Origin of the sequence: Micromonospora sp. NPDC049102 (assembly GCF_043197485.1) — a bacterium.
Classification (GTDB): domain Bacteria; phylum Actinomycetota; class Actinomycetes; order Mycobacteriales; family Micromonosporaceae; genus Micromonospora.
In genome coordinates this window covers 18,235-38,901 of the sequence record NZ_JBICTE010000026.1, presented here as the reverse complement: position 1 = coordinate 38,901, position 20,667 = coordinate 18,235, and the positions used below count along the sequence as shown (strand labels likewise).

12 protein-coding genes are annotated in these 20,667 nt (G+C 71.1%); 10 read left to right on the top strand and 2 right to left on the bottom strand.

Annotated elements, in window-relative coordinates; all coding sequences use genetic code 11:
- The 5 genes from ACGFH9_RS22655 to ACGFH9_RS22635 are packed head-to-tail and all read left to right on the top strand — an operon-like array spanning position 1 to position 13,647.
- Positions 1–6,681, top strand: coding sequence for a thioester reductase domain-containing protein (locus ACGFH9_RS22655; protein ID WP_393222495.1), 6,681 nt, complete (start codon positions 1–3; stop codon positions 6,679–6,681).
- A complete protein-coding gene (locus ACGFH9_RS22650) occupies positions 6,678–8,417 on the top strand; it encodes an NAD(P)/FAD-dependent oxidoreductase (protein ID WP_393222492.1) in 1,740 nt (579 codons plus the stop codon). The genes ACGFH9_RS22655 and ACGFH9_RS22650 overlap by 4 nt, the downstream gene beginning before the upstream one ends.
- Before the next feature lie 5 nt (positions 8,418–8,422).
- Positions 8,423–10,201 (top strand): NAD(P)/FAD-dependent oxidoreductase, encoded by a 1,779-nt coding sequence (locus ACGFH9_RS22645; RefSeq protein ID WP_393222490.1) that lies wholly within the window; start codon positions 8,423–8,425, stop codon positions 10,199–10,201.
- Between the two features lie 21 nt (positions 10,202–10,222).
- Complete coding sequence (locus tag ACGFH9_RS22640; protein ID WP_393222487.1) at positions 10,223–11,890, top strand: NAD(P)/FAD-dependent oxidoreductase; 1,668 nt, start codon at positions 10,223–10,225, stop codon at positions 11,888–11,890.
- An 8-nt stretch (positions 11,891–11,898) separates the two neighbouring features.
- Positions 11,899–13,647 (top strand): NAD(P)/FAD-dependent oxidoreductase, encoded by a 1,749-nt coding sequence (locus tag ACGFH9_RS22635; RefSeq protein ID WP_393222484.1) that lies wholly within the window; start codon positions 11,899–11,901, stop codon positions 13,645–13,647.
- Here the strand turns inward: ACGFH9_RS22635 and ACGFH9_RS22630 are convergent.
- The gene (locus ACGFH9_RS22630) at positions 13,625–14,215 is read right to left on the bottom strand and encodes a TetR family transcriptional regulator (protein ID WP_355236247.1); all 591 of its coding nucleotides are present in this window, start codon (positions 14,213–14,215) and stop codon (positions 13,625–13,627) included. The two genes, ACGFH9_RS22635 and ACGFH9_RS22630, sit on opposite strands and share 23 nt — an antisense overlap.
- Positions 14,216–14,366: 151 nt before the next feature.
- Between ACGFH9_RS22630 and ACGFH9_RS22625 the strand changes: the two genes are divergently transcribed.
- The 5 genes from ACGFH9_RS22625 to ACGFH9_RS22605 all read left to right on the top strand — a co-directional run bounded on the left by ACGFH9_RS22625 (position 14,367) and on the right by ACGFH9_RS22605 (position 20,125).
- A complete protein-coding gene (locus tag ACGFH9_RS22625; protein WP_393222481.1) occupies positions 14,367–15,503 on the top strand; it encodes an acyl-CoA dehydrogenase family protein in 1,137 nt (378 codons plus the stop codon).
- 11 nt (positions 15,504–15,514) lie between these two features.
- Complete coding sequence (locus ACGFH9_RS22620) at positions 15,515–17,095, top strand: amino acid adenylation domain-containing protein (RefSeq protein ID WP_393222479.1); 1,581 nt, start codon at positions 15,515–15,517, stop codon at positions 17,093–17,095.
- Between the two features lie 5 nt (positions 17,096–17,100).
- A complete protein-coding gene (locus ACGFH9_RS22615) occupies positions 17,101–17,646 on the top strand; it encodes a flavin reductase family protein (RefSeq protein WP_355236256.1) in 546 nt (181 codons plus the stop codon).
- Positions 17,647–17,655: 9 nt separating this feature from the next.
- Positions 17,656–19,089, top strand: a complete 1,434-nt coding sequence (locus tag ACGFH9_RS22610; RefSeq protein WP_393222477.1) for a DHA2 family efflux MFS transporter permease subunit — start codon at positions 17,656–17,658, stop codon at positions 19,087–19,089.
- A gap of 832 nt (positions 19,090–19,921) precedes the next feature.
- Positions 19,922–20,125: a hypothetical protein gene (locus tag ACGFH9_RS22605; RefSeq protein WP_355236262.1), complete on the top strand. Its 204-nt coding sequence runs from the start codon at positions 19,922–19,924 to the stop codon at positions 20,123–20,125.
- A 126-nt stretch (positions 20,126–20,251) separates the two neighbouring features.
- Here ACGFH9_RS22605 and ACGFH9_RS22600 read toward each other — a convergent pair whose 3' ends face one another.
- Positions 20,252–20,641: a methyltransferase family protein gene (locus tag ACGFH9_RS22600; protein WP_393222475.1), complete on the bottom strand. Its 390-nt coding sequence runs from the start codon at positions 20,639–20,641 to the stop codon at positions 20,252–20,254.
- Between the last annotated feature and the right edge of the window lie 26 nt (positions 20,642–20,667).

Genomic DNA, 20,667 nt, shown 5'->3' with positions numbered 1-20,667 from the left:
ATGACGACGACCGCTCCGCGTACCCCGGACAGCCGACGGCTGATGGCCGACGCGCTGCGCACCATCGAGGATCTGCGCCGTCGTCTGGCCGACAGCCGGGACGGGTGGCTCGACGAGCCGATCGCCATCGTCGGGATGGCCTGCCGCTTTCCCGGCGGGGCGCACTCGCCGGAGGAGTTCTGGACCCTGCTGCGCAACGGGGTGGACACGACCTCCGAGTTCCCGCCGGAGCGCGCCGACGCTCGGGCGTACCACCACCCGGACCCGGAGGAGCCGGGCAAGGCTTACACGATCCGGGGCGCCTTCCTGGACCAGGTCGACCGGTTCGAGCCGGAGGCGTTCGGCATCTCCCCGCGCGAGGCGCTGGGCATGGACCCACAGCACCGCATCGCGCTGGAGATCTGCTGGGAGGCGCTGGAGCGTGCCGGCTACGCGCCCGACCGGCTCGACGGCTCGCGCACCGGCGTCTACTTCGGGCTGAGCACGACCGACTACGTACGCGCCCGGCAGGCCGTCGGCGACATCAACGACGTGGACTTCTACCAGCTCACCGGCGAGCCCAGCTTCCTGGCCGGCCGCATCTCGTACCTGCTCGGGTTGCGGGGGCCGAGCAAGGTCGTCGACACCTCCTGCTCGTCGTCACTGGTCGCTCTGCACGAGGCGTGCCAGGCGCTGCGGCTGCGGGAGTGCGACCTGGCCCTGGCGGGCGGGGTGAACCTGCTGCTGTCCCCGTACGGCTTCGTCATGATGAGCAAGTTCCGTGGGCTGTCCGCCGACGGACGGTGCAGGACGTTCGACGCGTCGGCCGACGGGTACGCCCGTGGGGAGGGCGCGGGTGTCGTGGTGCTCAAGCGGCTGTCCGCCGCGCTGGCCGACAACGACCCGATCGTCGCCGTCGTCCGTGGCTCGGCGGTCAACCACGACGGTCGTTCCAGCGGCCTCACCGTGCCGAACCCGCTCGCTCAGCAGGACGTCGTCGGCGCGGCCATGACCCAGGCCGGCGTCGGGCCGGACGGCGTGGACTACGTCGAGGCGCACGGGACGGGCACCTCGCTCGGTGACCCCATCGAGCTGCGCTCGCTGGAAGCCGTCATCGGCCGGCACCGCCGCCCCGACGACCCGCTGCTGGTGGGCTCGGTCAAGACGAACATCGGGCACCTGGAGCCGGCCGCCGGCATCGCCGGCCTGTTCAAGGTCGTCCTGGCCATGTCGCACGGTGAGATCCCGCCGCACCTGCACCTGAGCGAGCCGAACCCCAACCTGGACTGGTCCGGTCTGCACGTGCGCGTGCCTGTCTCGTGCACGCCCTGGCCGGACCGGGGTCACCCGCGCACCGGTGGAGTGAGCAGCTTCGGCGCCAGCGGAACCAACGCGCACGTCGTGCTCGCGGCACCGCCGGTCGGTGCCGACCGCACCGCCGCACCGCAGCCGTACGGGCTGTTCCTGGCGTCCGCGCGCACGGAGGAGGCGCTGCGTGAGATGGCCGAGCGGCACGCGCGGTGGCTGCGCGGTCCCCACGCCCCGTCCCTCGGCGACGCCTGCTACACGACGCATGTCGGCCGCGCGGTCCAGACCCACGGTCTCGCGGTGACCGCGGCGGACACCGACGAACTGGCGGACGTCCTGTCGGCGTACGCCCAGGGCCGCCAACCGCGTGGGCTGACGGTCGCCGCGCTGCCCCGCCGCCGCGATCGCAAGGTCGCCTGGCTGTTCACCGGCCAGGGCGCCCAGTACCAGGGCATGGCCCGGGGACTGCTGGGGAACGCCGCCTTCCGCTCCGCGTTCGACGAGGTCGCCGCGCTCTTCGACACCGGGTTGCCCCGGCCCCTGGCGGACGTGTTGTGGGCCGACGGCGCGACTCCGCTCGACGACACCCGGTACACCCAGCCGGCGCTGTTCGCGGTCGAGTACGCGCTGGCCCAGATGTGGCTCTCCTGGGGCCTGCGGCCGTCGGCGGTGGGCGGCCACAGCGTCGGTGAGCTGGTCGCCGCCTGCGTCGCCGGCGTGCTGGACCTGCCCGCCGCCGCGACCCTGGTGAGCGCGCGGTCGCGGCTGATGGCCGAGCTGCCGTCGGGTGGCGCGATGGCCGCCGCCGGCTGCACCGAGGAGGTCGCCGTCGCGGCGATCGACGGGTATGCGGACACCGTCGCCGTCGCGGCCGTCAACGGGCCCACCGACGTCACCATCTCGGGGAACGCCGCCCACCTGGGCACCGTCCTGGAACGGCTGGCGACCGACGGCGTGCGCACCCGGCGGCTGGCCGTGTCGCACGCGTTCCACTCGCCGCTGATCCGGCCCATGCTGGAGCCCTTCCGCGCGGTGCTGGCCGGGTTGTCGTTCCACCCGCCGCGCATTCCGCTGGCGTCCAACGTGACCGGCCGGCTGTGGGGCGACGACGAGGTCGGCCCGGACTACTGGCTGCGGCACGCGGCCGGCGCGGTCCGCTTCCGCGACGGGGTACGCGCGTTGCACGAGGCGGGCGCCCGCACCTTCGTGGAGCTCGGTCCGGCGCCGGTGCTGACGGCCCTCGCCGCCCGTTCTCTCGCCGGTGAGCCGGAGTGCGCGTTCGTGCCGACGCTGCGGCGGGGCGGCGAGGACCTGCGCGGGGTGCTGGGCGCGGTCGGCACCGTGACCCTGCGGGGTTCGCGCCCGGACTGGCGGGCCTTCCACGAGGGCGCGGACTTGCGCGCCGTACCGCTGCCGACGACGCCGTGGCGCGGCGCGCACTACTGGTTCCGCGAGGTCGGGCCGGTGGCCGCGCCGGTGCCGGCGGCGGACAACAGCGAGGAGACCGGGGCCGCCGTCGTGGGCGGGGACATCCCGGGCGTCGGCCGCCGCCTACCGGGACCGGTGCCGGCGTACGAGGTGACGGCCGAGGCGCTGCCCGGCGAGTCGCCGGGTCTGGGTGCGGTGCTGGACGTGGCGACCCGGGCCGCTGCGGACTGTCTGGGTGGCGTGTGGCGGTGCGCCGAGGATCTGACCGTCCACGCGTCCCTCCCGAGCGGCGACCGTGGGCACCTGCGCCTCACCGTCATGGCACGGGACGACGGTTCGGCCGCCTGGGAGCTGCTCGGTGCGACGGCGGCACGCGAGGCGCTGGCCGCGCCGTGGATTCGTCACGCCAGCGGACTGTTGCGTCGTCGGTGGCCGGCCGACCGCCCGTACCCCGATCCGGACGCGGCGTCCATGCCGGAGATCCCGGTGCCGGACGGCGCGGGCTGGCACGAGGTGCTCGACGCCGCGCGCTCGGCGGTCACGGTGGCCGGCGGGGCGGAGCCGGAGGCTGGGTCGACGATCGCCGGCTGCGGCGCGCTCGGTGGCGCGCCCGCAGCGGCCAGTGGCCCCGTGGCACCGGGCGGCGTACGTGCGGTGCGGGTCCGCGCCGGGTCAGTGCGCGCCCTCGGTGACACGGTGACCGGCGCCGTCGACCTGCTCGACGCCGACGGCGTCCCGATCGGCCACGCCCAGGACGTGATCGTCGCGCCGGTGCCCGCGCCGGCGCAGTGGGACGATCCGGCCGACCTGCTCTACGAACAGACCTGGGTGCCCCTGCCCTGGCCGTACCCGCAGCCGCCGGCCGACCTGGCCGGACGGAGCTACCTGCTGGTGGCCGACCCGGCTGGTCAGGACGCCGCGCTGGTGACCGGGCTGGCCGCGCTGCTGCGCGAGCGGGACGCCGAGGTGACGGTGGCCGCGCCGCCGGTGGTGGGGGAGGGTCCGGACTGCCGGCCCGATCCCGACGCCGTCCGGGAGCTGGTGACCACCTGGTCCGCCGGCCCGGTCCGCCCCTCGCTCGCGGTGGTCCTGACCGGGCTCGACGCGCCCGCGTCGGCGAACTGCGACGCGGGAAGCCTGGAGGAGTACGCCGGGCGCGCGGACCTGACGACCCTCGCCCTGCTCGGCGCGATGCTCGACGACCCGGAGTGCGCCGACGCGCGCCTCACGCTGGTGACCCGGGCTGCCATGCGGGTGCCGACCGACGCCGCTGCCCCGGTCGCCGCTGCCCCGGTCGCCGGCACGCTCTGGGGTCTGGGTCGGGTGCTGGCGTTGGAGCACCCGGACCGGTGGGGCGGCGTGCTCGACCTGGACCCGGACCGCCGGCCCGGCGAGGACCGACTGCTGCTGGCCGCGCTGACCACGGGTGGGCTGGTCACCGGTGATCCGTCCCTCGGCGGTCCCGCCGACGCAGAGGACGGCTACGACGACCAGCAGGCGCTGCGCGCCGACCGTCGGTACGCGCTGCGCCTGGTGCCCGCACCGCTGCCACCCGAGGCGCTCCGTCGTCGGCCGCCGGTCGACGGCGAGGCCACGTACCTGATCACCGGAGCCTTCGGTGGGATCGGCCTGGCCGTCGCGGAGTGGCTGGCCCGCGCCGGCGCCGGTCGTCTCGTGCTGCTCGCCCGCACGCCACTGCCGGAGCGGGACGGCTGGGCGGACGCGACCGGGGAGGCGGCGCGGCGGATCGAGGCCGTACGTCGGCTGGAGCGGTTGGGGACCAGGGTCGACGTGGTCGCCGCGGACGTGGTCGACGAGGCGGCGATGGCCGACGTGTTCGCCGAGCTGGCGGGCAACCCCCTTCCGCTGCGCGGGGTCGTGCACGCGGCAGGTGTCTCCGAGCCCGAGTTCGCCCGTGCGGCCACCGCTGCGGCGTACCGGCGGGTGTGGCGGCCGAAGGTCGTCGGCGGTTGGCTGCTGCACCAGCTCACCCGCGACGCCCAGCTGGACTTCTTCATCGGCTTCTCGTCGATCGCCGCGACCTGGGGCTCGCAGCACCTGGCCAGTTACGCGGCGGGCAACGCGTTCCTCGACGCGCTGGCCGGGCACCGCGACGCCGCCGGCCTGCCGGCCCTGTCCGTCGCGTGGGGCCCGTGGGACCTGCCCTCGGCGCTGTTCGGCGCCGAGGTGATGGCGTTCCTGAAGGCCACCGGGCTGCGCCCGCTGCCGGCCGACCAGAGCATCCGGATGCTCAGCGCGCTCGCGGCTGGTGACGCCCCGCAGCGGGTGGTGTGCGCGGTGGACTGGTCGGTGTTCAAGCCGGTCATGCAGGCCCGCACGGAGCGGCCGATGCTGCGCGGGATCACCGCCGACGAACCGGCGACGGACGAGGCCGGTGACGCGCCGCTGTTGGCCGGTCTGCGCGCCGAGCGCGACTCACGTCGGGTGCGGGCGATGCTCGGCGCGTACGCGGTCGAGCTGGCGACCGACGTCCTGGGCGCGGGTTCGGGTGCCCTCGACGAGGAGAGCGACGTCCTGGCCAGCGGCATGGACTCGCTCATGGTCATGGACGCGGTCCGCCGCTGTCGACGGGACCTCGGCCTCACCGTACGCGCCGGTGACCTGCTCACCCTCGCCAGCCCGGCACAGTGGGCGGACCTGTTCACCGGACTGCTGGCCGACGGGTCGGTGGACACGTCCGCCGACGGCGGCGAGCCCACCGCCGACCAGGCCGGCGACAACCTCGCGGCCGACCAGGCGGGTGACCCGGCGTGGATCGCGGCCGACGTGACCCTCGCGCCGGACATCCGGGTGGTCGGCGATCCACCGGCCCGGGTACGCGACCCCCGGCACGTCCTGCTGACCGGCGCGACCGGCTTCGTCGGCGGCTACCTGCTGCACACCCTGCTCGAGACGACCACGGCCCGGGTGTCGTGCCTGGTGCGGTGCGCCGACGAGGAGACCGGCCTGCGGCGGCTGCTGGACAACATCCAGCGCTACCTGCCGCTGCCAGCGGAGGCGGTCGACCGGATCACGGTGCTGCCGGGCGACCTGGGGCAGCCCAGGCTGGGCCTGTCCGACGACCGGTACGACGAGCTGTCCGAGCACCTGGACGGGATCTACCACTGCGGCGCCCGGGTGCACTTCGGCTACAACTACCACCAGCTCCGCCCCGACAACATCACGGGGACCGAGGAGATCCTGCGGTTGGCCGCGCGTGGCCGGCCGACCGCGGTCCACCACGTCTCGACGTACGGCATCTGGGGCCTGCCGACCCCGGGCCGGGACGTCGTCGGCGAGGACGACGACATCGCCACGGCCGGCCGACTGGTGACCGGCTACGTGCAGACCAAGTGGGCGTCGGAGCGGTTGGTCGAGCTGGCCCGCGCACGTGGCGTGCCGGCGGACATCTACCGGCCCGGCCGGGTGCTGGGCGACTCTCGCACCGGCGCGAGCCTGACCACCCACTTCACCACTCGGGTGATGAAGGGCTGCGTGCAGCTCGGGTTGGCTCCGGACATCGACATCAAGGTGGAGATGACACCTGTCGACTACGTGGCGAGCGCGCTGGTGCACATCTCCCGCTACGGCCCGGCCCTCGGTGGCACGTACCACCTGGTGAGCCCGTACAAGGCCCTGTTCTCCGACGTGGTGCGGGCGCTGCGCCGGCACGGCTTCGCGGTCGAGGTCGTGCCCGTCGAGGAGTGGTGGCAGGCGCTCAAGGCGACCTATGCCGTCGGCACGAACGAGCTGCACCCGGTCATGCCGGTGGTCCAGGAGTTCGTGGTCGGCGGCGAGGAGGCCGTCCACTACGCCGTCGGCAACGCCGAGGAACAACTGCGGGACACCGACCTCCGATGCCCGCCGTTGGATGACGACCTACTCGACACCTACCTGCGCTGGATGGTGCGGACCGGCTACCTGCCCGCTCCCACAGCGGCCGATGAAGGAGCTCGATCGACATGACTGATCATCCGCGCAGCACGCCGGAGTACGACGTGGCGATCATCGGGTCCGGCCTGTCCGGCACGATGCTGGCCGCGTGCCTGGCCCGCAACGGTGCGAAGGTGCTGATCGTCGACGGCACGACCCATCCGCGGTTCGCCATCGGCGAGTCGACCATCCCGGCGACGTCGATGATGATGCGGCTGGTCAGCGAGCGGTACGGGGTCCCCGAGATCAAGTGGCTGTCCACCTTCGAGGGCGTCCAGTCCAAGATCAACACCACGTCCGGGGTCAAGCGCAACTTCGGGTTCGTCTACCACCGGCCGGGGGAGCGCCAGGACCCGCGCGAGACCCACATGTTCCCCATCCCGAAGGTCACCCACACCGAGAGTCACTTCTACCGCCAGGACATCGACAACTGGATGCTGACGGTCGCCGCCAAGTACGGCACCACGGTCCGCCAGCAGGTCCGGATCACCGGCGTGGAGATCGACGACGACGGCGCGACGCTCAATCACACCGGCGGCCACTTCCGGGCCAAGTTCGTCGTCGACGCCAGTGGCTTCCGCTCGGTACTGGCCGAGCAGTTCGGCCTGCGGGAGGGGCCGACCCGGTTCCGACACCAGTCGCGGTCGCTGTTCACCCACATGGTCGGCATCCGGCCGTACGACGAGCTCGCCCCCAAGTCCCGGTACGGGCACCCCAGCCCGTGGCACGACGGCACCCTGCACCACCTGTTCCGTGGCGGCTGGATGTGGGTTATCCCGTTCGACAACCACCTGCGGGGCACCAACGACCTGTGCAGCGTCGGTCTGCAGCTCGATCCGCGGATCCACCCGGTCCCGGACTGCTCCCCGGAGGAGGAGTTCCGCCGGTTCATCGCGCAGTACCCGGACATCGAGCCGCAGTTCGCCGAGGCCCGGTCGGTGCGTGACTGGACCCGCACCGGCCGGCTGCAGTACTCGTCGCGGCAGACCGTCGGCTACCGGTGGTGCCTGACCTCCCACGCGGCGGGCTTCCTGGACCCGCTGTTCTCCCGGGGACTGTCGAACTCGCTGGAGACGATGCACGCGCTCGTGCACCGCCTGCTGTCCGCGATCGAGGACGACGACTTCTCGGTCGAGCGGTTCGAGTACATGCAGGAGTTCGAGCAGGGTCTGCTGGACTTCAACGACGACCTGGTCGCCAACGCGTACACGTCGTTCGGTGACTGGCGGCTGTGGGACGCCTGGTTCCGGATCTGGTCACTCGGGCAGTTCATCGCCACCTTCGAGGTGAACCGGGCGTACGCCCGCTTCCTGGACACCCGCGACCCGGCGGTGCTGGCCCCGCTGGAGCGGCCGTGGTGGCGGGGTCGGGTCATCCCGCAGGACTCGCCGTACGGAGCGGTCATGGTCCTGTTGCAGCAGGTCAACGACATGACCCGAGCCGTGCAGGAGGGGCGGGCCGACTCCGGTGAGACGGCCGCCGAGCTGCTGCGGCTGCTGCGCGAGGCGGACTTCGTGCCGCCCGCGTGGGGCCTCGCCGACCCGGACAACCAGTGGACCGACGCCAACTTCTTCGAGATCGGCAAGACCTTGCGCTGGGCTCGCAAGAAGGCGCCGAAGGCCGTCGGCGACCTCACGTACGACGGCCTGACGCTCTTCATGAAGAAGCGCTTCTCGCCCGGCGAGTTCGCCGTGGGCGAGGAACTCAAGCACCTTCTCGCGCGCTGGCCCGTGATCGGTAAGCGGCTCCGCGTCCCGACGCCGAAGTGAATCCGATGGATAAGGAGTCCATGATGGAAGGTGCTGCCGCGCACAACGGGATGTACGACGTGGTGGTGATCGGCTCCGGGCTCGCCGGCTCGACCCTGGCGGCGTGCCTGGCCGCCAACGGCGCGCACACGCTGGTGATCGACGCCGGAACGCACCCCCGCTTCGCCGTCGGCGAGTCGACCATCCCGTACACCTCCATGGCGATGCGGTTGATCAGCGAGCGGTACGGCGTGCCGGAGATCAAGTACCTGAGCACCTTCGAGTCGGTGTACGCGCACATCAACACCACCGGCGGGGTGAAGAGGAACTTCGGCTTCGTCTACCAGCGGCCGGGCGAGCAGCAGCGGCCCGAAGAAGCGAACATGTTCCAGATCCCGAAGATCCTGAACACCGAGAACCACTTCTTCCGGCAGGACATCGACAACTTCATGCTCACGGTCGCCGCGAAGTACGGCGCCGTGATCCGGCAGCAGACGCGCATCGTGGGCGTGCAGGTGGACGAGGACGGCGTGACGCTCGACGTCGGCCCCGGCGCACCCGTGCGGGCTCGTTACCTGGTGGACGCCAGCGGCTTCCGCTCGGCGCTGGCCGAGCAGTTCGACCTGCGGGAGGCGCCGACCCGGCTGGAACACCACTCCCGGTCGCTGTTCACGCACATGGTCGGTGTGCGGCCGTACGACGACTTCGCCCCGCGCGAGACGTACGGCAACCCGACCCGGTGGCACGAGGGAACGCTGCACCACATCTTCGAGGGCGGCTGGATGTGGGTGATCCCGTTCGACAACCACCCCCGGTCCACCAACGACCTGTGCAGCGTCGGCGTGCAGTTCGACCCGCGGATGTACCCGGTGCCCGACTGCTCGCCGGAGGAGGAGTTCCGCCAGTTCCTCGACCGGTACCCGGGCATCGCGCAGCAGTTCACCAACGCCACGCCGGTGCGCGAGTGGGTGCGGACGGGTCGCCTGCAGTACTCGCCGAAGCAGACGGTCGGGTACCGCTGGTGCCTCATGTCGCACGCGGCGGGCTTCGTCGACGCGCTGTTCTCGCGCGGTCTGTCGAACACGATGGAGATCATCAACGCGCTGACCCAGCGGCTGCTCGACGCGCTCAAGGACGACGACTTCGCCGTCGAGCGGTTCGAGTACGTGCAGGAACTCGAGCAGGGCCAGCTCGACTTCAACGACGACCTGGTCAACAACGCGTACATCGCGTTCCGGGACTGGGACCTGTGGGACGCCTGGTTCCGGGTCTGGGCGCTGACCCAGATCCTCTCCACCTTCGAGATCAACCGAGGCTACGCGCTCTACTCCAAGACCCGTGACCCCGCCGTGTTGAGGCGGATGGAACGGCCGTGGTGGCGCGTCGAGTTGCGGGAGTTCGACAGATCCAAGGTGGACGATCCGGACCACGCCGAGGTGCTCGAGTTCCTGGCCGGCGTCAGCCGGATGATGCGTGCCGTCGACGCGGGGGAGGCGGAGCCCAAGGACGTCGCCAAGCAGATCCGCGACCAGCTCGCCCGCGCGCGGTTCGTGCCGCCGGCGTTCGGGCTGGCCGACCCGGCGATCCGGATCACGGGCGCCTCCGCCGCCAAGGTGCTCGGCACCCTGCGCTGGGCGAAGCGCGACGCTCCGCCGGCGATCGGCGAGCTGACCTACGAGGGTCTGACCCTCTTCATGCGCAAGCGCTTCGCCCGGGGCGAGTTCGAGCCGGTCGAGGAAATCAAGCAGAAGCTCTCCGGCTGGCCGGTGTTCGGCTCCCGGCTGCGCGTCCCCGAGCCGAAGTAAAACGAGGAATTGGAGCACACGGTGAGTGAATTGATCGAGGCTGAGAAGGCCACATATGACGTCGCCATTCTCGGCGCGGGGTTCGCCGGCTCGATGCTCGGCGCGATCCTGGCCCGCAACGGCGCGAAGGTGCTGCTGGTCGACGCCAAGGCGCACCCGAAGTTCGCCATCGGCGAGTCCACCATCCCCAACATGCTGGTGTCGCTGCGCACCATGTCCGAGCGGTACAAGGTGCCGGAGCTGATGACCCTGGCGACGCTGACCGCCTGCCAGAAGATCATCTCGCCCTGGCACGGAAAGAAGGACCACTTCGCCTTCCTGAACCACCAGGAGGGCAAGCCGCAGGACCCGATGCAGGTCACGATGTTCAACTTCCCGAGCCTGCTGCACGAGACGCCGCACATGTACCGGCAGGACACCGACGCGTACCTGTTCCACGCGGCGATCAAGTACGGCTGCACCGCCCGGGTGAACTTCACGATCGCCGACGTCGACTTCGACGACTCCGGCGTGACGGTCAGCTCGACCCGTGGCGAGCAGTTCCGCAGCCGCTACGTGGTGGACGCCAGCGGCTACCGGTCCCCGCTGGCCGAGAAGTTCGGCCTGCGTGAGGACCCGTGCCGCTACAAGCACCACTCGCGGGCCGTCTGGAACCACATGATCGACCTCAAGACCACCGACGAGGTGTTCAAGCGCACCGGGGCGGACAAGCCGCCGGTGCCGTTCTACGAGGGCACGGTCCACCACCTGTTCCCGCGGGGCTGGTCGTGGGTCATCGCGTTCAACAACCACAAGGACTCGAAGAACCCGCTGTGCAGCGTCGGTCTGACCATGGACCCGCGCAAGTACCCGAAGACGCCTGGCATGTCGCCGGAGGAGGACTTCTGGAAGCACATGCAGCGGTTCCCGGGCATGGCTGCGCAGTTCGAGGGCGCTCGGCCGATGCGGGAGTGGGTGGGCACCGACCGGGTGCAGTACTCGTCCAAGACCACCGTCGGCGACCGGTGGGTGCTGCTGGCCCACGCCGCGGCGTTCATCGACCCGCTGTTCTCCCGCGGCCTGTCCAACACCTGTGAAGCGGTGAACGTGCTGGCCTGGCGGATCCTGCGGGCGGTCGGCGACGACGACTTCTCGGCCGACCGCTTCGAGGGGGTCAACACCCGCCAGCAGGCGCTGTTCGACGGCAACGACAAGCTGGTGAACGCCGCGTACGCCTCGTTCGAGCACTACTCGCTGTGGACGGCCGTCTTCCGGATCTGGGCGTGGGGCTCGAACGCCGGCACCTTCCGCGCCCACGAGGCGTACCGCCGCTGGCGCTCGACCGGCGACGACAAGCACCTGAACGAGCTGGAAGAGGTGAAGAACCCGGGCCTGCACTGGTCCGACCACGAGGGCTACGGCGAGCTGTTCGAGGACATGGTCAAGCAGTGCGGCGACTTCGAGGCCGGGAAGATCACCGGCGACGAGGCGGCGGACGCCCTCTACGACCACCTCAACCGGGCGCCCTTCGTGCCGGACCACTGGGGCTGGAAGGACCGCCACCTGCGGTTCATCAACCCGACTCCGCTCAAGATCGGCCGAACGATGCTGTGGGCGGCGACCAAGGCGCCGCCGGACGTGCGGCGGCTGATGCTCGGCTTCCTGCGTGAGGCCGGCAAGGAGCAGCTCATGGGCCGGAAAATCTTCTAGGAGACCGAATGACCACCACCGAACGCGACGCCCCGGTGATGTACGACGTCGTGATCCTGGGCAGCCATCTGGCGACCGGCCTGCTCGCCACGGTACTGGCCAAGCAGGACCTGCGGGTTCTGCTCGTCGGCTCGCCCGACGACACGGTGCTGCCGTCGGGCGACAGCACCGTGCCGTACACGACCGCCGTGCTGCACCTGCTGGCCGAGCGGTTCGACGTGCCGGAGATCGCCTCCTTCGCCGCCTTCGAGGACCTCCCGGAGCCGGTGCGCCGGAGCAGCGGGATCAAGAAGAGCCTCGCGTTCCTGCACCACACCGCGGGCCGCAGGCACGACCCGGCGCACGCGGTGCAGTTCCACGTGCCGGGGGAGCACAGCGAGTGGCACCTCTACCGGCCGGTCGTCGACGAGTACGCCCGGGAGTTGGCCGTCCGGTACGGCGCGTCGGTGCTCGCGGAGAAGGCGTCCACCACCGAGGTCCGGCTGGCGCCCGATGCCGTACACCTGGCCTTCGCCTCGGGAGAGACGGCGAGCGCGCGGTTCGTGGTGGACGCGTGCGGGGAGGAGTCACCGCTGCGGGCGGCGTCCGCCGACGGCGATCCGGGCACGTTGCTGTTGCGGTCCCGGATGATGCACGCCTACCTGCGTGACGTCCGGAAGTTCGAGGAGTGCAGCCGGCTCAGCGACTACCACCGGGCGACGACCTGGTCGCGGGGGACGGTGCACCACCTCTTCGACGGCGGCTGGATCCAGGTGGTGGACTTCCGCAACCACGATGACGCGGCCAACGACCTGTGCAGCGTGACGGTGGGGTTGGACCACGACCGGTTCGGCGATCTGCCGGCTGACCCGGACGCCGCGTTCCGGGCGCTGGTGGCGCCATTTCCGAGCCTGGCGGAGCAGTTCGCGTCCGCCACGGCGGAGGGCGGCTGGACCACCTCGGCCCAGTGGCAGCGCCGGGCGGCGCTGACCCACGGGCCGCGGTGGTTCGCCATGGAGCGCTCGGCGTGCCGTACCGACGAGTTCCTGTCCCGGGACGTGACGATGACCGCGGAGGTGGTCCACGCGCTCGGGGCGGCGCTGCCGCGAGCGATACGCGACGAGCAGGCGGCGGGCGCCGTACTGGCCGAGGCGGCGGCGTTCCAGGACGCCCTGATCGACTTCAACGACAAGATGCTGGCCGCGGCCCGTACGGCTGCCGGCAGCTTCGCGTTGTGGAACGCGTACAGCCGGGTGTGGCTGCTCTGGCAGATCCTGGCCCACCTGTCGCTCAAGCGGGCCACGAACGATGCCCGCGCCGCCGGCACGTGGGAGCCGGTCGAGCGGTTCGCCGACGGCGGGCTGTGGTTCCGCACCCCGGACGGCCTGCGCCAGATGCTGGACTGGTTCTTCGAGGTCTTCGCCCGCGTACGCGACGGTGGGCTGAGGCAGGCCCAGGCGGCTGACATGATCTTCCGCGAACTGCGCAGAGCCCGTTTCGTGCCGCCGCTGTACCGCTTCGGCGACCCGAATGCGCGGTACTACCACTTCACGATGCCCCGTCGCCTCCTCATGGTGGCGTGGGTCATGACGGTGGCGCCCGGGGACTTCAAGCGGCTGCTGACCAAGGACAACGTCACCGGCCGGCGGGATGACGCGCCGTCGCCGGTCCGGGAGCGGGCGTCGGCGGACGACGGGCGGCTCGCCGCCCACGACGACGGGCTGGCGGACGGCTCGGCTGCCGACGCGCCGGGCGTCACTCAGCCAGGTCGGCGGTGAGGTAGTGCTGGATCGTGCGACCCATCATCCGGGCCAGATCGTCGCGGTCGTGCCGGGACAGCTCGGTGCCGTCGATCAGGTAGCGGCACAGGGCCAGGCCGATCACCTGGGACGCGGCGAGCGCCGCCCGCAGTTCGTGCCGGTCGGGGCTGACGCCCTCGGCCAGCGTGCCGAAGAACGCCCGCACGAACTCGTCGCGCATCAGCTCGGCGATCTCGTCGCTGGTCAGCGAGGCGGAGAGCCGGGCCCGGTAGGAGATCGTCGTGCGAGGGCTGTCCCAGTGGGCGAGCAGGGCGGTCGCGGTGGCCCGGCCCAACCGGCGGCGGCTGCCACCCAGGAGCTGTTCGGCCAGCTCAACGGGGTTGCCGTCGACCTGCACCGCGTGGCGCAGGAGCTGCTCCTTGGAACCGTAGTAGTGCCGGACGAGCCGCGGGTCGACACCCACGCGCCGGGCGACACTGCGGATGCTCACCCCGGTCAGGCCGCACTCGGAGATCTCCCGCCGGGTGACGTCGAGGATCGCCTGCCGGATGCCGTTGCCACCGTCGAATCCCTGCTGCGTCGTCAAGGCAACCTCTTACGAGTTCCCGTACGCCCGAGCGCACGACCCGATCAAATGCCTAAGTCTAGACCTTTGAGGATATGTCAGTCCGGTCCGGGTTGCTCCTGCAAGCCGGCAATTTCGCCGCGCCGTCTCATCGCGCGGTCGAGGGGGCAGCGTGGACTTCGCCTGGACGCCTGAACAGCGGGACGCGTACGACGAGGTGCGCGCGAGCGTCGAGGAGACATTCGCGCCGACCGCCGATGCCAGCCGGCTGCACGACCGTGACGCCTGGCGGCATCTCGGCCGGCTGGGGCTGCTCGGCCTCTGCATTCCCGCAGAGTACGGCGGGGGTGGGCTGGGCGCTCTGGACACCGCGCTGCGCGTCGAGGCGTTCGGTCGGGGGTGCGCGGACACCGGGCTGGTGTTCGCCGCCAGCGCACACCAGTTCGCGTGCGCGGTGCCGATCGCCGGGTTCGGCACGCCGGAGCTGAAGAAGGGCCTCCTGCCGCGGATCTGTTCGGGCGAGGTGGTGGCCGGCAACGCGATGACCGAGGCGGGCGCGGGCTCCGACGTCTCACGGCTCGCCGTGACGGCGACGCAGACGGCGGACGGGTACCTGCTCAGCGGCGAGAAGACGTTCGTGACCAACGGGCCGGTGGCCGACGTGCTGGTGACCTACGCGACCACCGATCCGACGGCCGGCCACCTCGGTGTCACCGCGTTCGTGCTGGACCGGGACACTCCCGGCCTGACGGTCGGCGAGCCGTTCGACAAGATGGGGCTCGTGTCGGCGCCGGCCGGCCGGGTGTCCTTTCGGGACTGTCCGGTGCCGGCGCACCGGGTGCTCGGTGAGCCGGGCCAGGGCGCGGCCATCTTCCAACATTCCATGCGCTGGGAACGCGCCTGCCTGTTCGCCGGATACGTCGGCCTGCTGGACCGCCTGATCGAGCGCTGCGTCGAGCACGCGAGATCGCGCCGACAGTTCGGCCGACGCATCGGCGACTTCCAGGCGGTGGCGAACCGGATCGTGGAGATGAAACTGCGGACCGAGTCGGCGCGGCTGCTGCTCTACCGCTGCTGCTGGGAGATGGACAACGGCACCGGATCGGAGCTCAACGTGGCGTTGTCGAAGCTGGCCGTCTCGGAGGCGGCCGTCGCCAGCGCACTGGACGCGGTGCGCCTGTTCGGAGGCCTCGGCTATCTGCGCGACGCCGGGATCGAGACCGTGCTCCGCGACGCCGTCCCCAGCACCATCTTCTCCGGTACGTCGGACGTCCAGCGGCTGCTGATCGCCCGCGAACTGGGTCTGTGAGGGCGGCGACCGTGACCAGGGAGGTGCCGACAGTGCGGGACGCGGACCGGTCCGAGACGCCAGGTGGCGCGGGCATCCACGGCTACGTGGCCGCGTGGGCTCGGCGTACACCGGACGCGCCGGCGGTGATCGCGGACGACGAGCAGCTCACGTACGCCGAGCTGGCGGCGGCCGCGCGTCGCCTCGCGACCGGGCTGGCGCGCGCAGGGGTGTCCCCGGGTGACCGGGTGGTGCTCTGGTCCGACAAGCGGGCCGCCGCGGTGGCCGTCATGCAGGCGGCGCTCGCGCTGGGCGCGCCCTACGTGCCGGTGTCCGCGGCGAATCCACCCGCCCGCGTGTGGCGCATCGCGGAGGACTGCGCGGCGACTGTCGTCGTCGCGGACGGGCCGGCCGCCGAGCGGGTCGCGCGTAAGGGCGGCGCCCCGGGCGGGCCGCCGCTGGTGACGCTCGACGAGTTGGAGCGGCTGGGGGCCGAGGGCGACGCGCCACCGGTGCACCAGCCGGCCCCGGACGACCCCGCGTACATCCTCTACACCTCCGGGTCGACGGGGACCCCGAAGGGTGTCTGCCTGAGCCACCGCAACGCGGCCGCGTTCGTCGAGTGGGCCGGTGACCTGCTCGCGGTGTCGCCAGGGGATCGGCTGGCCAACCACGCCCCGTTCAACTTCGACCTGTCGGTCTTCGACCTCTACGCGGCGTTCCGCGCGGGCGCGTCGGTGCACCTGGTCCCGGCCGAGTTGGCGTACGCGCCGGTGCAGTTGGCCCGATTCGTGCGCGAGGAGGGCATCACCATCTGGTATTCGGTGCCGTCGGCACTGACGCTGATGATCCGGGACGGCGGGATGCTGGAGGGCCGGCCGCCGCCGGTACTGCGGGCCTGCGTCTTCGCCGGCGAGGTGATGCCGATCCGGTACGTGCACGAGCTGCGTGCCGCCTGGCCGGGCGTACGGCTGCTCAACTGGTACGGGCCCACCGAGACCAACGTGTGTGCGTCGTACGAGGTGACCGACGCCGACACCGGGCGGGACCGTCCGCTGCCGATCGGCCGCCCGGCCAGCGGCGCGGTGCTGACCCTGGACCCGCCGGCGTCCACCGGTGTCGACGGTGACGGTGGCGGCGACGTCCCGGCGGGCGAGATCGTGGCCGACGGGCCCACGGTGATGCTCGGATACTGGGGCCGGGAGCCGCAGCGTGGGCCGTACCGCACGGGTGATCTCGGGCGGCTGGCATCCGACGGCACTCTCGAATATCTGGGCCGACGCGACGACATGGCCAAGGTGCGCGGCAACCGGGTGGAGCCCGGCGAGATCGAGGCCGTCCTCGCCGCGCACCCGGACGTCGCGGCGGCCGCGGTGGTCGTCGCCGGCGTCGGGCTGGCCGCGCGGCTGCACGCGGTCGTGGTGCCGGCGGGCGACCGCCGCCCCGGCCTGTTGGAAATCAAGCGTTGGTGCGCGGGACAACTGCCGACCTACATGATCGTCGACTCCGTCCAGGCGGCCACGAGCCTACCGCTCACCCCGAACGGAAAGACCGATCGAGCCGCGCTTCTGGCGGCGATCGAAGGAGGTGGACCATTACTGGCACCGAACTAGTCAACGTGGAGCCGAGTGCGTTCCTAGCGATCATGGGCTCGCTGGCCAGCGGCGTCAGCGTGGTGACCGCGCTCGACGCGTCCGGTCGGCCGCACGGCCTGACCTCGTCGTCGGTGTGCAGCGTCTCCAAGAACCCACCGCTGCTGCTGTTCTGCGTGCGGCAGGTGAGTTCCACCCTGGACGCCATCCGGGAGACCGGCGGATTCGCCGTCAACTTCCTCGACGCGGACGGCCACGAGGTCTCCGACCTGTTCGCCAGCTACAACAGCGACAAGTTCGCGAACGTGGCCTGGCGTCCCGGCGACGTTGCCGGCATGCCGCGGCTGGAACCCACCGTCGCCTTCACCGAGTGCGCGCTGCACGACGTGATCGCCGCCGGTGACCACGTCATCGTGCTCGGCCGCCTCGTCGGCGGCGCGACGACGCCGGACCGATTCCCGCTGGGGTATTGGCGCGGGACGTACGTCCGGGTCGCTCAACCCCATTACCGACGAGAGGAGCGCAACGGGCAGCGCCCCAGCGATCCTTCCCAGCCAATCCATCTCGAGTAGGGAAACAGAGTGGACAAGAACCAACCAGCGACCCACAGCACCGTATGGACATGGATAGCGGCCCTGGTCGCGGTGTTCATGGTCGCGATCGACACCCTCGTCGTCACGACGACGCTACCGGTCATCCGGACCGAGCTCAGCGCGAGCCTTGAAGATCTTGAATGGATCGTCAACGCCTACACGCTCACATTCGCCGTCTTTCTGTTGACCGGCGCGGCGCTCGGTGACCGCTTCGGTCGACGGAAGATCTTCACTATCGCGTTGCTGGTCTTCACCCTCGCGTCTGCGCTGGCGGGCCTCGCCGACAACATCGAATTCCTGATCGCCGCACGTGCGGTGCAGGGCCTGGGTGCCGCTGTCGTCCTCCCGCTCACCCTCACCCTGTTGGCCAGCGTGGTGCCGGCACGCCAGCGCGGCCACGCGTTCGGGTTGTGGGGCGCGATGGTGGGTCTCGGTATCGCCCTCGGGCCGGTCATCGGCGGTGCGGTGACCGAAGCCTGGTCGTGGCAGTGGATCTTCTGGGTGAACGTGCCCATCGGTCTGCTGCTGTTGCCGGTGATGACGCGCGTCCGCGAGAGCCGCGGCGGCTACGGTCGCCTGGACCCGGTGGGCGTCGTCCTGATCACCGCCGGCATGCTCGGCATCGTGTCCAGCCTCGTGCGGGGCAACAGCGCCGGCTGGGACAGCCCTTCCGTCCTGGCGGGGTTCATCGTCGGCGGAATCCTCGTGCTCGTGTTCATCTTCTGGCAGTCGCGGGCGCGTACGCCGATGGTGCCGCTGTCGTTGTTCCGTAGCCGAGGCTTCAGCCTCACCATGGTGGCGACGATCATCATGCCGTTCGGTGTCTTCGGGGCCGTCTTCCTCGGTACCCAGTACCTGCAGAGCATCCTTGGCTACTCGCCACTGGAGGCCGGCCTGCGCACGTTGCCGTGGACGGCCATGCCGATGATCGCGGCCCCGATCTCCGGCATCCTGACCGACAAGATCGGCGGCAAGCCGCTGGTGATCCTGGGCCTGACGATGCAGGCGATCGGCGTGGGCTGGATCGGCTCGGTCGTCGACGACCTGACGTACTCGAAGCTGGTGGTGCCGTTCGTGATCACCGGGCTCGGCCTGGGCATCTTCCTCGCGCCGATCGGTCGGTTGGCCTTCGGCTTCGCGCCTGCCGAGCTGGAGGGCGTCGCCTCCGGTGTCTCCAACGCGATCCGCCAGACCGGCACCGTGATGGGTGTTTCGGTGGGCGGCGCGATCCTCGGCGCGAACGGCGGCTACGAGTCGGTGGCCACGTTCGTCAACGGTCTGCAGGAGGCCCACCTGGTGGCTGCCTGTGCGCTCGCCGCGGGCGCGCTGATCGCGCTGTTCATTCCGCACCTGCGCACACAGGGGCACGGTCACGCCGTCGAGGAGGAGGAAGAGGTCCTCGCCGCGGGCGCCCCGACCTGAGTGGTCCTACCGGATCGAGGCCCCGACCCCCATGGTCGGGGCCTCGGCCGCGCCCGTTGAGGGTGGTGCCTGCGGCGAATTGAGCGATCAGCGGGCGGTGGGCCACAGGCGCGGCGCCGGCGTGGCCGGGACGCGGGCGCCCGTCGAGGCCGGATGGCGGCTTGGGCGGGTGTCGGCGTCGTGTCGAGCGGTCCGGGGGTGGGCCGCCGGCACCCGGTGTCGGAATACTGGCAGGCCGTACGAAGGACGAATCCGGGTGCCGCGCGAGAGGTGTGGCGGCACGGTCGGGGCGCGTCCGGGCGGCGTCGCCGGGGTGTGATGTGCGCGGCACGTCGGGCTCGATATCGCGTTGTCCCACGTCAACGAGACTGTCGTGCCGCAGCCGATTGCCGTGCTCGGATTCGTGTACGACACATCGGCCTCGGCGCGCCATGCCCGATGAGACCTGTTCCGGCCGGAACGGTCCGCAACCCGACCGTGCCGCGCCATGGCCTACCCAATTAGGGGGGGACAGCGAGGTCCTCGACAGGATAACATCCATCGATGAACTGGCGGTACGCTAATGGGGGATGGGGCCACCAGGGATATGAAAGCATCAGCGCTAGCCGTTACGGATGTCCAGGTACTCTTCTACGAGCCGGAAGGGCTGTTATTGACAGCGGGATTATTACCGGCGGATGTAGGTGGGCGCGAGTATCGCGTAATGTTTCAATTGAGTTACCTGGGCAGTGGTGAGATTACGGCGCACGTCGGCTTCGAGCAGTGCGATGGCACTGACAAGACGGCACCCGAGTTCGTCACAGTGGAATTGTTGGGAGCGGCACGACACCGCATGCCCATCATCTGGACGGCCTCGGCGTCGGTGCGCGCGGAGCAGGTGAACTGCCGGCTCATCATCTGGGGGGAACCGGCCGGGGACGACCTCTTGCGAGGCGAGTTGATCGCAGAGGTCTCCGGTCGGCTACCGGTGTTGACCGCCAGTTGCCAGGCATCCGTGACGCAGGCGGAGTTGCCGACCCGGGAGCGGGTGTCCTAGAAGGGCTGGTCGCCCCCCCGTCGTGCGGCGGGGGGTGGACAGCCCTCGGGGACGACGGCATCGCACTCCCTTCGCGGGTCGGCGGCTCGGTGGACCGGCCGCACCTCGGGTGGTCCGCTGATCGGGTCACATCTGCGGTGAGCTGGCACCCTGCCATGGGCGTAGCCGGGGAATCCACGCCGGAACCGCGGCGCGGTAGGTGTCGTACTCGGAGCCGTACCGTCGGCGCAGGCCGGGTTCCTCGTAGAACCGGACGAACGCGGCCTGGATGAGGGCGATGGCCAACCCGTACCACAGCAGCGCGGCCTGGCCGAAGATCAGCGCCTGGCCGAGGATGGCCGTCACCACCGCGACGTACATCGGGTTGCGGACGAACCGGTAGGGCCCGCCGATCACCAGATGCTCGGTCGGCGCCACCGGGGCCGGAGTGCCCAGGCCCTCCACGACGAACCGCACGAACGACTGAAGAAGAAACGCCACCGCGGCAACCAGCATCAGTGCGCCGAGGACTCGCACCGGCTGGTAGAAGGCGAACGGTGTTT

What these genes read in the sequence shown, in the direction of transcription:
- ACGFH9_RS22650 (WP_393222492.1), top strand. Translation starts at nt 6,678, where the DNA reads ATGACTGATCATCCGCGCAGCACGCCGGAGTACGACGTGGCGATCATC.
- ACGFH9_RS22635 (WP_393222484.1), top strand. Translation starts at nt 11,899, where the DNA reads ATGACCACCACCGAACGCGACGCCCCGGTGATGTACGACGTCGTGATC.
- ACGFH9_RS22655 (WP_393222495.1), top strand. Translation starts at nt 1, where the DNA reads ATGACGACGACCGCTCCGCGTACCCCGGACAGCCGACGGCTGATGGCC.
- ACGFH9_RS22605 (WP_355236262.1), top strand. Translation starts at nt 19,922, where the DNA reads ATGCCCATCATCTGGACGGCCTCGGCGTCGGTGCGCGCGGAGCAGGTG.
- ACGFH9_RS22645 (WP_393222490.1), top strand. Translation starts at nt 8,423, where the DNA reads ATGGATAAGGAGTCCATGATGGAAGGTGCTGCCGCGCACAACGGGATG.